At 72.4% G+C, this 12,808-nt stretch carries 13 protein-coding genes; 8 read left to right on the top strand and 5 right to left on the bottom strand.

Features of this window, described 5'->3' with window-relative positions; all coding sequences use genetic code 11:
* Positions 1–55: 55 nt before the first annotated feature.
* On the top strand, positions 56–727 hold the full coding sequence (locus tag AW274_RS32185; protein WP_062440347.1) for a class I SAM-dependent methyltransferase: 672 nt from the start codon (positions 56–58) through the stop codon (positions 725–727).
* Here AW274_RS32185 and AW274_RS32180 read toward each other — a convergent pair.
* Together AW274_RS32180 and AW274_RS32175 are read right to left on the bottom strand one after the other, a co-directional pair.
* On the bottom strand, positions 724–1,857 hold the full coding sequence (locus AW274_RS32180; RefSeq protein ID WP_062440344.1) for a TolB-like translocation protein: 1,134 nt from the start codon (positions 1,855–1,857) through the stop codon (positions 724–726). The two genes, AW274_RS32185 and AW274_RS32180, sit on opposite strands and share 4 nt — an antisense overlap.
* The gene (locus tag AW274_RS32175; protein ID WP_062440691.1) at positions 1,854–2,348 is read right to left on the bottom strand and encodes a SigE family RNA polymerase sigma factor; all 495 of its coding nucleotides are present in this window, start codon (positions 2,346–2,348) and stop codon (positions 1,854–1,856) included. Before AW274_RS32175 ends, AW274_RS32180 begins: the two co-directional genes overlap by 4 nt.
* 84 nt (positions 2,349–2,432) lie before the next feature.
* Between AW274_RS32175 and cysC the strand changes: the two genes are divergently transcribed.
* Complete coding sequence (gene cysC / locus AW274_RS32170) at positions 2,433–3,641, top strand: adenylyl-sulfate kinase (protein WP_062440341.1); 1,209 nt, start codon at positions 2,433–2,435, stop codon at positions 3,639–3,641.
* On the opposite strand, the gene AW274_RS32165 is transcribed toward cysC, so the two are convergent.
* Positions 3,530–4,618 (bottom strand): glycoside hydrolase family 26 protein, encoded by a 1,089-nt coding sequence (locus AW274_RS32165; protein ID WP_062440338.1) that lies wholly within the window; start codon positions 4,616–4,618, stop codon positions 3,530–3,532. The two genes, cysC and AW274_RS32165, sit on opposite strands and share 112 nt — an antisense overlap.
* 184 nt (positions 4,619–4,802) lie before the next feature.
* On the opposite strand from AW274_RS32165, the gene AW274_RS32160 reads away from it, so the two are divergent.
* The 6 genes from AW274_RS32160 to AW274_RS32135 are packed head-to-tail and all read left to right on the top strand — an operon-like array spanning position 4,803 to position 11,157.
* On the top strand, positions 4,803–6,014 hold the full coding sequence (locus AW274_RS32160) for a YveK family protein (RefSeq protein ID WP_062440334.1): 1,212 nt from the start codon (positions 4,803–4,805) through the stop codon (positions 6,012–6,014).
* Positions 6,011–7,273, top strand: a complete 1,263-nt coding sequence (locus tag AW274_RS32155; RefSeq protein WP_062440331.1) for a hypothetical protein — start codon at positions 6,011–6,013, stop codon at positions 7,271–7,273. Before AW274_RS32160 ends, AW274_RS32155 begins: the two co-directional genes overlap by 4 nt.
* On the top strand, positions 7,270–8,160 hold the full coding sequence (locus AW274_RS32150) for a hypothetical protein (protein ID WP_062440689.1): 891 nt from the start codon (positions 7,270–7,272) through the stop codon (positions 8,158–8,160). Before AW274_RS32155 ends, AW274_RS32150 begins: the two co-directional genes overlap by 4 nt.
* Complete coding sequence (locus tag AW274_RS32145) at positions 8,157–8,978, top strand: sulfotransferase domain-containing protein (protein ID WP_439648799.1); 822 nt, start codon at positions 8,157–8,159, stop codon at positions 8,976–8,978. Before AW274_RS32150 ends, AW274_RS32145 begins: the two co-directional genes overlap by 4 nt.
* Positions 8,966–10,303 (top strand): lipopolysaccharide biosynthesis protein, encoded by a 1,338-nt coding sequence (locus tag AW274_RS32140; protein WP_157520844.1) that lies wholly within the window; start codon positions 8,966–8,968, stop codon positions 10,301–10,303. Before AW274_RS32145 ends, AW274_RS32140 begins: the two co-directional genes overlap by 13 nt.
* Complete coding sequence (locus AW274_RS32135) at positions 10,300–11,157, top strand: sulfotransferase (protein ID WP_062440325.1); 858 nt, start codon at positions 10,300–10,302, stop codon at positions 11,155–11,157. Before AW274_RS32140 ends, AW274_RS32135 begins: the two co-directional genes overlap by 4 nt.
* On the opposite strand, the gene AW274_RS32130 is transcribed toward AW274_RS32135, so the two are convergent.
* Entirely contained in the window at positions 11,150–11,938 is a 789-nt protein-coding gene (locus AW274_RS32130; protein WP_062440321.1) for a WecB/TagA/CpsF family glycosyltransferase, read from the bottom strand. The genes AW274_RS32135 and AW274_RS32130 overlap by 8 nt on opposite strands.
* Positions 11,938–12,801 (bottom strand): glycosyltransferase family 2 protein, encoded by an 864-nt coding sequence (locus AW274_RS32125; RefSeq protein ID WP_062440318.1) that lies wholly within the window; start codon positions 12,799–12,801, stop codon positions 11,938–11,940. The genes AW274_RS32130 and AW274_RS32125 overlap by 1 nt, the downstream gene beginning before the upstream one ends.
* Positions 12,802–12,808 lie beyond the last annotated feature (7 nt).

Raw genomic sequence — 12,808 nt, 5'->3', positions numbered from 1 at the left:
GCGACTCGCCCATGATGGGACCTGATTTCGTGAGCGGATGACTACGCTTTGTGACATGTCGTCTTTCGGAAAAATCATCGGCGAACGCGCGGCGGAGACGCCCGGGAAGCCGCTCGACGTCCTGGTGGCCGGCTGCGGCCGGGGCGAACCGCTGGAACTCGGCGGTGTCGACTGCCGGGTTACCGGGGTCGATGAGGATCGGCCCGCCCTTCGCGCCCACACCGTCGAACGCCCCGATCTGCACGTCTACGCCCTGGGCGACCTCCGCTCGGTGCCCATGACGCCGCGGGGCTTCGACGTCGTCTGCGTGGAGTTCCTGCTCGAACGCGTCCAGTACGCCGAACTGATCCTTGACCGCATGGTCGGCGCGCTGCGCCCCGGCGGGCTGCTGCTCATCCGGGTCCGCGACCGCGAGTCGGCCTACGGCTTCGTCGACCGGGTCCTGCCCGGCTGGCTGCGCGGCCGGTTCGGCGAGTCGCTGCCCGCGGTCTACGAACCGGTCTGCTCGCGGGAGGGCCTGCGGGCCTACTGCCTGATGCGCGGCCTGATGATCGCCGAAGACCGAGGCGACACCACCGGCCCGGCCCGTCTCGGCCCTCGCGGCAAGCTGGTCGAGACGGTGTGCCGGGTGGTGGCCGCGCTGTCACGGGGCAAGCTCGACCCCGTCTACGACGAGGTCACGCTGATCGTGCGCCGGCCGAAGAACCACTTCGCCCGGATCCTCTAGCGGCGCACCAGGACCGGCCGCCACGAGGTGCGCGCGTCGCGGTAGGAGGCGAGTCGCGTCGTCTCCTTCCCGTCGACGCTCACCATGACCAGCGTGTTGTCGAACTCGTTGTCGCAGGCGCGGGCGCAGCCGAGCCCGATCAGGTGGTCGTCGTCAACCCAGGCCCACAACTGGAGCGTCTGCTGGCGGCCGACGACCTCACCGGTCTCGACGTCGGTGACCTCCGTGGGCAGCCCGGCGGGACCGGCGCGCAGCCTGCCGTCAGGCGACACCCCTGCCTGGTTCATGCGGCGGGGGTCGTCGTCGGCTCCGAGGTGGCCGCCTTCCGCGTCGTAGAGCCACCGGCCGCCGCCCGTGGTCTTCTGCGCCCACAGGCGGACGCCGTCGTCGTCCCAGCGCAGGTCTTCGCGGCCGCCGACGCCGTCGGGGTCGGGCGGCAACCGCCGCCAGGCCATGGTCCCGCCGGCCGGATCGATCACGTAGAAGCCGGTGCGCGACCGGGACACGCTCACCTTCTCGTCAGGGGGACCGCTGTAGGTGGTGAGGACCAGCTTCGAGCCGTCGGGCGACCAGAAGACCGAACCGGCGGCCTCGTCCAGGTCCCACCACCGGGTGTACATCATGGTCTCCAGGTCGACCAGGCCGAGCCCCTGAGAGGGCAGGTCGCCCACGAGCACCGCCGCCAGGCCCATGCCGGGCAGCACGTCGACCCATTGGTAGGGGGTGCGGACGTAGCGACCCTTGCCCCGGTCGTAGACGCTCCAGTCGTAGCGGAGGGTCTCAGTGCCCCGGTCGGTGGAGACCCATCGGGTCGTGTAGTAGGAGCCCACCGCCCACGGACCGGCGGCGATCAGGTTCACCGGAGGGTCGTTCTCGGTGTCGGTGCGGACGTCGGCCGGCGCGGCCGCCGCCCTCGGCCGCTCGGCCACGATCGTGCGCTCGGGCGAGGCGCCCGGCAGCAGGGTGACGACGGCGGTGACGGCGGCGGCGACCAGGACGACGCCCGGCCCGGCGAAGCCGAACAACCGCCTCCTGCGCGCCCGCAGCGCGCGGCCGGCCAGGTCGGCGGGCACGCGGACCTCCTCGGCCCACTCCCGCAGACCCTCCTTGATCAGGGTGTCCTCGTTCATCCGATGAGCTCCCTCAGGTCGGCGGAGCGCAGCCTCGCCAGTGATCGGTGGGTGGTGCTGCGGACCGTGCCGATCGAGCAGCCCATGAGGCGGGCGATCTCCTGTTCGGGCAGGTCCTCGTAGTAGCGGAGCACGAGCATGGTGCGCTGGCGCCGGGTGAGGGTGGCCAGCGCCTCGCGCAGCGCCAGGCGTAACTCGATGGTCCGGGTGGAGTCGTCGGCGCCCTTCTCTGGCAGGTCGGCGACGGTGGTCTCGTGCCGTCGCCAGGCCCGCCGCCACAGGCTGACGTGCTGGTGGTACATGACCCGCTTCACATAGGCTTCGGGGTCGCCGACCTTCTCCCACCTTCCCAGGGCTCTGACCAGGGACGACTGCACCAGATCCTCGGCCGCGTGCTGGTCGCCGGCCGTCAGCAGGTAGGCCAGGCGCATCAGGGCAGGGGATCGCGCGGCCACGAATTCGCGGAAACTCAGTTCTGCCGCCGAGTCCACGGTCACCTCCTGGAGAATGTGTCAGCCTTCAAGACGCCGCCGTACGGCTCCTCCTATGCCTGCCGAGATCGGAAATCGACCACCATGACCGACTGGACCCCCGACGCCCGCGAACTGGCCGACCTCGAACTGCTTCTCTCGGGAGCGTTCGCGCCGTTGACCGGTTTCCTCGGGAAGGCCGACGCCGCCTCCGTCGAGGAGACGGGCACGCTCGCCGACGGCACCCCGTGGCCCGACCCCGTCACCATCGCACTGCCCGACGAGATCGCCGTCGGCGACCGGGTCACCCTCACCGATCCCGAGGGGGCCGCGCTGGCGGTGCTGACGGTGACCGAGCGCGACGGGCACCACGCCGCGGGGCCGGTGGAGGCGCTGGGCGCGCCCGTCTACGGGCCGTTCGCGCGGCTGCGCCGTACACCTGACGAGGTGAAGGCCGACGGCGAGGTGCTGGCGGTCACGATGCGCGGGCCGCTCGACGGGCCCGCGCTGGCCGACGTCGCCGCCACGGCCGACGAGCTGGAGGCGACGGTCCTGCTGATGCCGCTGGTGTTCGGCGAGGCCGGGCCCGCGGTGGTGCGGGCGGCGCTGAAGGCGCAGGCCGAGCTGCCGGGCTCGCAGGTGGTGGCGGTCCCGCTGGCGCCGCGTGAGGACGTCGAGATCGACCTCGAACTGCGCGAGCACGTCGCCCGCAACTACGGCGCGACCGAGCACTACGCCGGTCCCGCTCCGGTCCGCATCCCCGGGCCGCCGCACCGGCGCGGGCTGGTGGTGTTCTTCACCGGGCTGTCGGGGTCGGGCAAGTCGACCGTGGCGCGGGGCGTGCGCGACGCGCTGTTGGAGAAGGGCAGCCGGACGGTCACCTACCTCGACGGCGACGTGGTCAGGCGACTGTTGTCGAAGGGGCTGGGCTTCTCGGCGGAGGACCGCGAGCTGAACATCCGCCGGATCGGCTACGTCGCCAGCGAGGTCGCCCGGCACGGCGGCCTGGCCATCTGCGCCCCGATCGCGCCGCACGCCCACACCCGCGAGGAGGCCCGCGAGATGGCCGAGGAGGTCGGCGCCGACTTCCTGCTGGTGTGGATCTCCACCCCCGTCGAGGAGTGTGAGCGCCGCGACCGCAAGGGCCTCTACGCCAAGGCCCGCGCCGGGCTGATCACCGACTTCACCGGGGTCTCCTCCCCCTACGAGGAGCCCGAGGACGCCGATTTGGAGATCGACACCACCGGCCTGCCGGTCGAGCGGGCGGTCTCGCTGGTGATGAACGCCCTCACGACCGGCGGCTGGGTCAGGTAGGGCGAGTTCCCGAGCCGCCGGAACGCCTCGGCGGCGTCGGGGGTGGTGTCGAACCGGGTGTCGCCCCGGGGCGCCCACGGGGAGTCGAAGTAGACCAGGGCCTTGATCTGCGGGTAGGCGCCGATTTGGCGGCGTACCGAATCGAAGAAGGCGGCCTTGAAGCCGGGCCGCTCGAAGACCCCCCACTCGGCGACCATGATCGGCTTGGCCGGGAAACGCGACTGGGCCCAGCGGTAGAAGCCCGGCCAGTCGGGGTGGTCGGGGCGGCGTTTGTCGACGAGCGAGGCGAAGTCGGTGACGCGGTCGTCGGCGTAGGGGTCGACGCCGATCCAGTCGACCACCGCGTCGCCCGGGTAGAGGCGCTCGAACCACGACGCCGACGACCAGTTGGGCGCGCCCATGTAGGTCATCACGGTGACCGCGTTGGTGACGCCCTTCTCCCGCAGCCGCAGCACGACGTGGCGGAACATCGCCGCGTAGTCGTCGGCGGCCATGCCTTCGACGGGCCGGACGTCGTTCTCCGGTTCGTGGTGGATCGTCAGGAAGAAGCGCTGCGGGAAGGTCGCCGTGATGTGCGCGGCCAGCTTGTCGATGCGCCGGTCGAGCGCGCCTGAGGCGATCTCGGCCCAGGTGTGGCGCAGTGACGGCTTCCAGTTGACCAGCAGCAGCCGGTCTTTCGCGAGCAGGCGCTCCTCGTCGGTCGGGAAGAGCTCGCCGGCGCGGTGGTAGACGTGCAGGATGTCGGCGCGGCGGCCCATGCGCTGCTCGGCCCGTTGCAGGCCGCGCGCCGGGCCCCGGCCGGTGAAGACCTCGGGCGCGATGCCCCACCAGGCGCCGCAGGTGGGGATCAGCACGCCGGTGACGGCGCAGGGCGCGGCGATCGGCGGCTCGGTTCTCGGCACCTTCCGCTCGGCGGCTCCCGAAGCCAGGGAGCAGCCCGCCATCATCAACACGACCACCGTGATTGCCCAGCGCATGGATTCACCTTTCCACTGCCGGGGGAGAACATGTGACCTCCTTTTCCAGAACGCAGCTCCGACATGTCCGGCGAATCGCCGTTATTGTTCCGTGATTCGCCAGCAGAAATTCTGTAATTAGCACCGGGGTAATCACCGCACCCGGCTAGGGTTCGTAGTCGCTTCACCCCCATCGGAGACCGACATGAGCCTGCCACCGCCGCACAGCCGGGACCTCGCGGAGTACGGCTCCGTGTTCCGCCGCCGCTGGATCACCGCCTTGACCTGCCTGTTCCTGGGCGTCGCCGGCGGTGTCGCCCTGCTGTGGACGGCCCCGACGGCCTATCTCGGGGTCGCCGAGGTGCAGGTGTCCCCGACCGGGCTCGGAGAGCCGCAGAACGTGGTGACCGCCCGGCAGCGCGAAGCTCTCAATCTCGACACCGAGGTGCAGATCGCACAATCGTCCGTGGTGGCGACGAATGCGTCACGCGTTATTGGAGGCGACCCCGAAGACCTTCGGGGGCAGGTTTCCGTTGATGTGCCGCCCAATTCGGGAATTCTTCGGATTTCGTTCACCTGGCCCGACGCCGACGGCGCCGCCCGGGGCGCGCAGGCGTTCGCCGACGCCTACCTGGCCCACCGCCTGGCCTCGGCCGAGGCGCAGCTGACCGAGCAGAAGCAGGCGATCCTGGCCAAGCTCCGCCTGGTCAACAGCCAGCTGAGCACCGCGCTCGTCACGATGTCCCGGCACCCGAAGGGCACCCCGCAACGCGCCCTGGCCGCCCACCAGCAGACCGTGCTGACCCGCCAGGCGACCGCTCTCACGCTCCGGTACGACGTGCTGAAGACCACCGCCGTCACCCCCGGCACCGTGATCACCCCCGCGTCTCCCCCGGAGACGGCCAGCGAACCGCGCCCCTCCCTGTACGTGGGGGGCGGCCTCTTCGCCGGCATCCTGCTCGGCGTGGGAGCGGCCTTCGCCCGCGACCGCTCCGACCTCCGCCTCCGAACCCCGGCCGACGTCGAACGGCTGACCAACCTCGCCCTGCTTCCCCAGGGCGAGGAGTTCGCCGCCGTGGTGACGGCGGCCGGGCACCGGAGCGTGCTGGTCGAGGGCCTGGGGGTCGAACCGGCCCACGTGGCCTGGACGCTGGAGGAGGGCTTCCCGCCGGGCGGCGGCGTCTTGCTGGTCACCGCGGGCCCGACCGACGCGGCCGTGCTGGCCGTGGCCCTCGGCCGGATCCGGGCGCCGTGGGTCATCCGCGCGGCCAAGTCGCTGAAGCGCCGGGGCGTCGACGTGCTGGGCGTGGTCGCCGTCGACCCGGCGGGCGCGCCCGGCACGCTCGCCGTCGACGCGCTGCGCTCGCAGCAGCCCCCGACGGTCGACATCCCCCAGCAACGCCGAGATCTGCTGTGACCTGGCGGCCGGCGCCCGCCGCGTGGCCGATCGCGGCGTTCCTCGTGGGTTACCCCGTCTGGTGGGCCCTCGGGTTCGGCGGGTTGTCCATCGTGGTGGTCGCCGTGCCGATGGCCGCCGTGCTCTGGTTACGGCGGCCCATTCTCATTCCCCGGGGCATGGGCCTGTGGGCGCTGCTCATCGTCGGCTACCTCATCAGCGCGGTCATGCTCGACGCCACCCCCGCCGGGACCTACGGCGAGTTCGGAATGGGCCGGGTGGTCGGCTGGACGATGCGGCTCACCGTCTACGTCGCGCTCTTCGTCGTGGTGCTCTACCTGGGCAACCTCACCAAGGAGGAGCTCCCCCAGCTCACCCTGGTCAGGATGCTCGGGGTGCTGTTCCTCACCACGGTGGCGGGCGGGCTGCTCGGCGTGCTCGCGCCGGAGTTCGAGTTCACCGCGCCGATGGAGCACCTGCTGCCCGACCATGCCTTCGTCACCAACCTCGTCCACCCGACGGCCGCGCAGATCCAGTGGGTGCTCGGGCACCCCTCCCCGCGGCCGGAGGCGCCGTTCGAGTGGGCCAACGCCTGGGGCGGCAACGTCTCGATCCTGCTGGTCTGGTTCGTCGTCGGCTGGTGGGTCTACGGCGGGCCCGCCCGCCGGGTGGTCGCGGTGGTCGCGGTCGTCGTCGCGGCCGTGCCGATCGTGTACTCCCTCAACCGGGGGTTGTGGGCGGCGATCGCCGTCGGGGTGGCGTACCTGATCGTCCGGAACCGGAACCGGGCGGCGCTGCTGACCCTCGCGGCCGCCACCGCGGCGGCGTTCACGTTCTCGCCGCTGGGCCAGGTCGTGACCGCGCGGGTCGACCGGCCCCACTCCAACGACATCCGCGCCTTCACGGTCGCGACCACGGTCGCGGTCGCCGCGACGTCGCCGGTCATCGGCTACGGCAACACCCGCAACGCGTTCGGCAACCACCGCACGGTCACCACCGGCCGGACCGGCTGGTGCCGGTCCTGCGGGCATCCTCCGCTGGGCTCCGACGGGCAACTCTGGCTGCTGCTCATCACCCAGGGCTTCACCGGGGCGGCCCTCTACGTCGCCTTCTTCGCCGGGGCGGTCAGGCGGCACTGGCATGATCGGTCGCCGATCGGGCAGGCGGGGAGCCTGGTCATGCTCCTCGTCCTCTTCTACATGTTCATCTACGACGGCCTCGTCAGTGCCCTGACCCTCTATCTGATCTCGTTCGCGGTCCTGTGGCGGAACGCGACGTGAAGGACTTCCGCATACGTCTGCGCTATCTGGATGAGGTGATCTCCTTGCTGTTCCCGCCGTCCACCACTTCTTCGGCCCGGACTCTGGTGCCGAGCCGGCTCGTCCCCCGGCGGCTGGTGCCGCGCGCGGCCTGGCATGTCGGCGGGCGGGTGCTGGTCCCCGACGGGCCCGACACCATCGAAACCCACCTCGGCGACGTGCTCGGCCGCCGGGTGCGGGCCACACTGCACGTGCGCCCGGCCCGCCGCGCGAACCGCAAACCCGTCCTGGAGCTGTACGGCGACGCCGGCCTCCTGGCCTTCGTGAAGATCGGCGACCAGCCGCACACCCGAGACCTGATCCGCCACGAGACCGACACCCTGCGGGCGATCGCCCGCCACTCGTTCGACGTCGTCGTCGCGCCCAAGGTCATGCACCACGGGGTGTGGCGCGACCTCGACGTCCTGGTGTTGACGCCGCTGCCGGTCACCAAGGGCAGGCCGTCGGCCGACCTGCTCGCCGCCGCCGCCAAGGAGATCGCCGCGCTCGGCAAGGGCTCCTGGCACGGCGACTTCTCGCCGTGGAACGTCGCCCCGATGGGCGACCGGCTGCTGGTCTGGGACTGGGAACGGTTCGGCACCGGCGTGCCGCCGGGCTTCGACACGCTGCACTACTTCTTCCAGACCGCCCTGCGGCGCATGCGTCCCGTGTCGGCGGCGAAGGCGTGCGTCGCGCAGTCGGGCCGCCTGCTGGAACCCTTCGGGATCTCTTACGAAGAGGCCCGCGTGACCGCCGCCGCCTACCTGATGACCCTGGCCGAACGCCACCGCGCCGCCGGCCACGAGCCGCTCGGTTCGCCCGCCACGTGGCTGAACCCCGCCGTCGACGGGCTGGAACCCCTGACGTGAACGCCCTGAAGACGACCGCCCACGCCGTGTCGATCACGGCGGGGCGGCTGACCGGGGGCGCCCGCATGCTCCCGTCGTTCCTCATCGTGGGCGCGCAGCGTTGTGGCACGACCTCCCTCTACCGGGCGCTGTCGCAACACCCGATGGTGGCCAAGCCGGTGCTGCGCAAGGGCGTGCACTACTTCGACATGGCCTACGGACGCGGTCTGGCCTGGTATCGGGCCCACTTCCCGCTGCGGCGGCCGGGGCTGATGGCGTTCGAGTCGTCGCCCTACTACCTGTTCCACCCGCTGGCCGGGCCGCGCATCGCGTGGGACCTGCCGGACGTGAAGCTGATCGTGCTGGTCCGGGATCCGGTGGAACGTGCCATTTCGGCCCACGCCCACGAGCTGGCCCGGGGGTTCGAGTCGGAGCCGTCGTTCGCCCGCGCGATCGACCTGGAACCCGAACGGCTGGCCGGGGAGAGCGCCCGGTTGTGCGCGGCCCCGCTGTCGTCGAGCCACGCCCACCGCCACCACGCCTACCTGGCCCGGGGCCGCTACGCCGAACAACTCGCCCGCCTCGAACCGGTGATCCCCCGCGACCGCGTCAAGGTCGTCGACAGCGGCCGCTTCTTCGCCGACCCGCTGCCGGTCTACGACGACCTGCTGTCGTTCCTCGGCCTGCCGCCGATGGCCGACCCCGTCTTCGACCGCCACAACGCCCGGCCGCACGCGCCGGTCCCCCGCGCCCTGCACGCCCGCCTGTCGGAGCACTTCCTGCCGTGGGACGCCCTGCTCCTGTCGTGGCTCGACGCGACCCCTTCATGGCGCGTCTGAGATCTGTGGCGGGCCTGGCCACAGCCGGGACCACCGCGACCGCCCAGTTCGCCGTCACCCTGCTCGTCACCCGCACCCTGCCCCCGGCCGAAGCGGGCGCGTTCTTCACCACGACGACCTTGGGGCTGATGCTGGCCGGGGTGTTACGCCTGGACACGGGCAACGGCCTGATCTACTTCCGCGCCCGCGAACCAGCCGCATCGTCGCCCGACGCGGACCGCAACGTCCCGGACCAGGAGGCCACCTCCAGGCCTGACCACCTGGGCCAGGAGGCCGTCCCCGCCGGGCAGGTGGCCGTCGTCACCACCCGGCCCACGACCGGCAGGCTGCGTGAACGGGCGTCGGGCCAGAACTCGTCCGGAAATTTCGGGACAACGGCCGGCCGGTCCCTTCTCGCCGTGGCGCTGATCCCCGTCGTCGCCGGGGCGCTGGCCGCCGCTGTGCTGCTGGCCGGTGCCGAACCCGCGCTCGCGCTCGTCCTGCCGTTCGTCGTCGTGGCCGATGTGCTGGTGGCGGCCACGCGCGGGACCGGGGCCATGCGCGAGACGCTGCTGCTCAGCGGGCTGGTTCAGCCGGTCGCGCAGCTGCTGTTCGTGGGCGGCGCGCTGGCGGCCGGGCTGTCCGCGCCCTGGCTCATCGTCGCGTGGGGCGTCCCGGCGGTTCCGGTGCTGGTGCTCGCCGCGTTCCGGCTGCGCGGCACGGAGACCCGGACGACCTGGCGGGAGTTCTGGGGGTACACCTCACCCCGGTCGCTGGCCGCCGCTCTGCAGGCCGTGTTCCAGCGGCTCGACGTCGTGGTCGTCGCGCTGCTGGCCGGCCCGGCCGAGGCCGCCTTCTACGTCGCCGCGACGCGCTTCAAGGTGGTCGGGCAGCTCGTCGGGCAGGGGCTGGCGCAGGGCGTACAGGCGGAGCTGGTCAGGAAGTTCGCCCAGGGAGAGCCGGCTGCGGCGCGCGCGCTCCATCGGCGGGCGGCCCGCACCCAGATGGCCCTGACCTGGCCTCTCTGGATCGGGTACGCCGTCTTCGCGCCGCAGATCCTCCCGGTCTTCGGCGACGGCTACGCCCACGCGGCCGACGTCGCGGTCGTGCTGGCCCTGACGATGATGGTCGCCTCGGCGTGCGGGATGGCCGACGTCGTGCTGATCGCCTCGGGGCGGACGGGGGCCAGTCTCGGCAACGTCGCCGCCGCGCTGGCCGTCACGGTCGGGCTCGACCTGCTGCTGGTCCCGGCCTACGGCGCGTTCGGCGCGGCGCTCGGCTGGGCGGGCGGGGTGCTGGTGAAGAACCTGCTGCCGGTCGCCCAGCTGGCCAGGGCGACGGCATGATCCTCGTCACCGGGCTGCCCCGCAGCGGCACCTCGTGGGCCGGGCGCATGCTCTGCGCCTCGGGCGAGCTCGTCTACGTCAACGAGCCGCTCAACCCCGAACGCCCCTACCGGGGGGTGCTGAACGCGCGGGTCGGGCACCGGTTCCAGTACATCTGCCGCGACAACGAGGCGGCCTGGCTGACACCCTTCACCGACACGCTGCGCCTGCGGTTCCGCTGGCTCGCCGAACTCCCCTGGCCGCCGTCGCCGGCCCGCTACGTGAAATACGCGACGGCGTTCACCCACGGCCGCCTCACCGGCCGCAAGGCCCTCCTCGACGACCCGTTCGCGCTCTGGTCGGCCGAGTGGTTCGCCGACCGCCTCGACTGCCGGGTGGTCGTCCTCACCCGGGATCCGGTCACGTTCGCCGGCAGCTGGGAGCACCTCGGCTGGACCGCCGACCCGGCCGACCTGCTGGACCAGCCCCTCCTCCTGCGCGACCACCCTCACGTGTCGGCGCTGGCGCAGGCCCCGCCCGACCGGCTCGCCAGAGTCTCGGCCCTGTGGAAGGCGGCGCACGAGTCGGTGCTCCAGATGCGCCACCCGAACATCCGCGTGGTCTCCTACGAGGCGCTGGCCGCCGATCCGCACTTCGGCTTCCGCAGCCTGTACGAATGGTGCGGCATCCCCTGGACCGACCGCTCGGCCGCCACGATCACCCGCTCGTGCACCGGCCCGGCCCGGGAGTCGGGCTTCGCCTGGCGGGGCACCTCGAAGACGGCCTTCCGCCCGACCGACAGCAGAACGGCGGCGGCCAGGTCGCGCCTGTCCGCCGCCGACGCCGAGAGGGTCAGCCGGTTGACCCTCAGGTGAACAGCCGCCGCACCGCGCACACCGTCAGCAACCGCACCGCGAACGGCAGGTCGTCGACGAGATAGCGCCTGGCCAGCCGAGACGGCTCGCTGAGCAGCCGGAACAACCATTCGAGCCCGCGGTCGCGCATCCAGACCGGCGCCCGCACCACGGCGCCCCCGGCGAACGCGATGGCCGACCCGCAACCGACGAACCAGGTCTCGGGCAGGTCGCCCCGCAGCCGCTCGATCAGCAGATCCTGCTTGGGGAAGCCGAGCCCGACGAACACCAGCAGCGGACGCGCCGACGTCAGCGCCTCGCGCATCGCGGCGAACTGCTCGGCGTCGTCCTCGAACCCCCACGGCGGCGCGTCGACCCCGGCGATCGACAACCCGGGATACCGCTCGCACAACGCGCGGGCGGCCCGGTCGCCCACCCCGGGCGGCCCGCCGAGCAGGTAGATGGGCACCCGGTAGAAGGCCGCCGCCTCCGACAACGACCAGATCAGGTCGGCCCCGGTGATGCGGGCGGGCACCGGCTTGCCGAGCAGCCGGGTCGCCCACACCAGCGGCATGCCATCGGCGACCGCGATGGTGGCCCGCAGGACCAGGGCGCGCAGCGCGGGGTCGCGCGCGCACGCCCGGCAGATGTCGACGTTGGGCGTCACCAGGTGCCCGCCCGACCCGCGCCGGATCGCCCCGATGACCCGGTCGACCACCTCGATCTCGGTCAGCCGGTCGACGACCACCCCTCCCACGGAGACGCGCCGCCGTTTGGGCGGCGCGACGATGCGCGTGCGCATCAGATTCCGTGACCGCGGGTATACAGCGCGCTCAGCACGGCCGGAGCCGAGACGAGCCCGGCCGCCACGGCCAGCGCCAGCGCCGCCCGGGGCTCCCGGTGCCGCGAATGGAAGGCGAGCCTGGCGAACCGCCGGGCCTCCTTGCGCCGTCCGAGCGCGGCGTGGTGGAAGGCCAGCTGCCCGTAGACGCGGGCCGCGCCCCGGGCGTCGTCGGCGATCTCGGGGTGGCGGGCCAGCATCCATTCGAGGCCGCTGATGCGGTCGGCCCAGCGGGTCGCGTAGTGGGACCGGCCCCACCGCACCCGCACCAGCGGCCGGTCGACGTGGGCGATCGGCTGGCGTTTGGCCGCGCGCAGGGCCAGGTCCCAGTCTTCGTTCTGGCCGGCCGGCGCGCTCTCGTCGACCCACAGGGCGCCGCGCCGGAACACGTAGGTGGAGGCGTGAACCATCACCATCCGCGACCGGGTCAGGTCGGCGGCGGTGATCTCGGCGGTCCCGGCCAGCCGGGTCACCCGGCGCGAGCCGTATTCGACCTCGATGCCGCAGCTGGCGAACTCCGCTCCCGTCCGCCGCAGCAGGTCGACCTGCGCGTCGAGTTTCCCGGGCAGCCACACGTCGTCGTCGTCGCAGAAGGCCACCAGATCGGTGTCGAGCGCCGCCGTGCCGGTGTTGCGCGCCCCCGGCAGCCCCGGGCTGAGGCAGTTGGGCAGCACCTTCACGCGGTCGTCGTCGACCGAATCTAACGGCGCCCCGTCGACGACGACCACGACGGCGGCCGGGCGGTTGGCGAGCACGCCATCGATCGTCGCTCGCAGGGGACGGTCACCACGGGTGGGGATGACGACGCCGACGGTCGGGGTCATCGTTGGC

It is taken from the genome of Herbidospora daliensis (genome assembly GCF_001570585.1).
Taxonomy (GTDB): domain Bacteria; phylum Actinomycetota; class Actinomycetes; order Streptosporangiales; family Streptosporangiaceae; genus Herbidospora; species Herbidospora daliensis.
The sequence above is the reverse complement of the archived record's forward strand: the minus strand, read 5'-3'. Positions and strand labels throughout refer to the sequence as shown.

Excerpts from the sequence above, each read along its gene's own strand:
- cysC (WP_062440341.1), top strand. The coding sequence starts at position 2,433 with ATGACCGACTGGACCCCCGACGCCCGCGAACTGGCCGACCTCGAACTG.
- AW274_RS32165 (WP_062440338.1), bottom strand. The coding sequence starts at position 4,618 with ATGCGCTGGGCAATCACGGTGGTCGTGTTGATGATGGCGGGCTGCTCC.
- AW274_RS32140 (WP_157520844.1), top strand. The coding sequence starts at position 8,966 with ATGGCGCGTCTGAGATCTGTGGCGGGCCTGGCCACAGCCGGGACCACC.
- AW274_RS32135 (WP_062440325.1), top strand. The coding sequence starts at position 10,300 with ATGATCCTCGTCACCGGGCTGCCCCGCAGCGGCACCTCGTGGGCCGGG.
- AW274_RS32180 (WP_062440344.1), bottom strand. The coding sequence starts at position 1,857 with ATGAACGAGGACACCCTGATCAAGGAGGGTCTGCGGGAGTGGGCCGAG.
- AW274_RS32125 (WP_062440318.1), bottom strand. The coding sequence starts at position 12,801 with ATGACCCCGACCGTCGGCGTCGTCATCCCCACCCGTGGTGACCGTCCC.
- AW274_RS32160 (WP_062440334.1), top strand. The coding sequence starts at position 4,803 with ATGAGCCTGCCACCGCCGCACAGCCGGGACCTCGCGGAGTACGGCTCC.
- AW274_RS32130 (WP_062440321.1), bottom strand. The coding sequence starts at position 11,938 with ATGCGCACGCGCATCGTCGCGCCGCCCAAACGGCGGCGCGTCTCCGTG.
- AW274_RS32185 (WP_062440347.1), top strand. The coding sequence starts at position 56 with ATGTCGTCTTTCGGAAAAATCATCGGCGAACGCGCGGCGGAGACGCCC.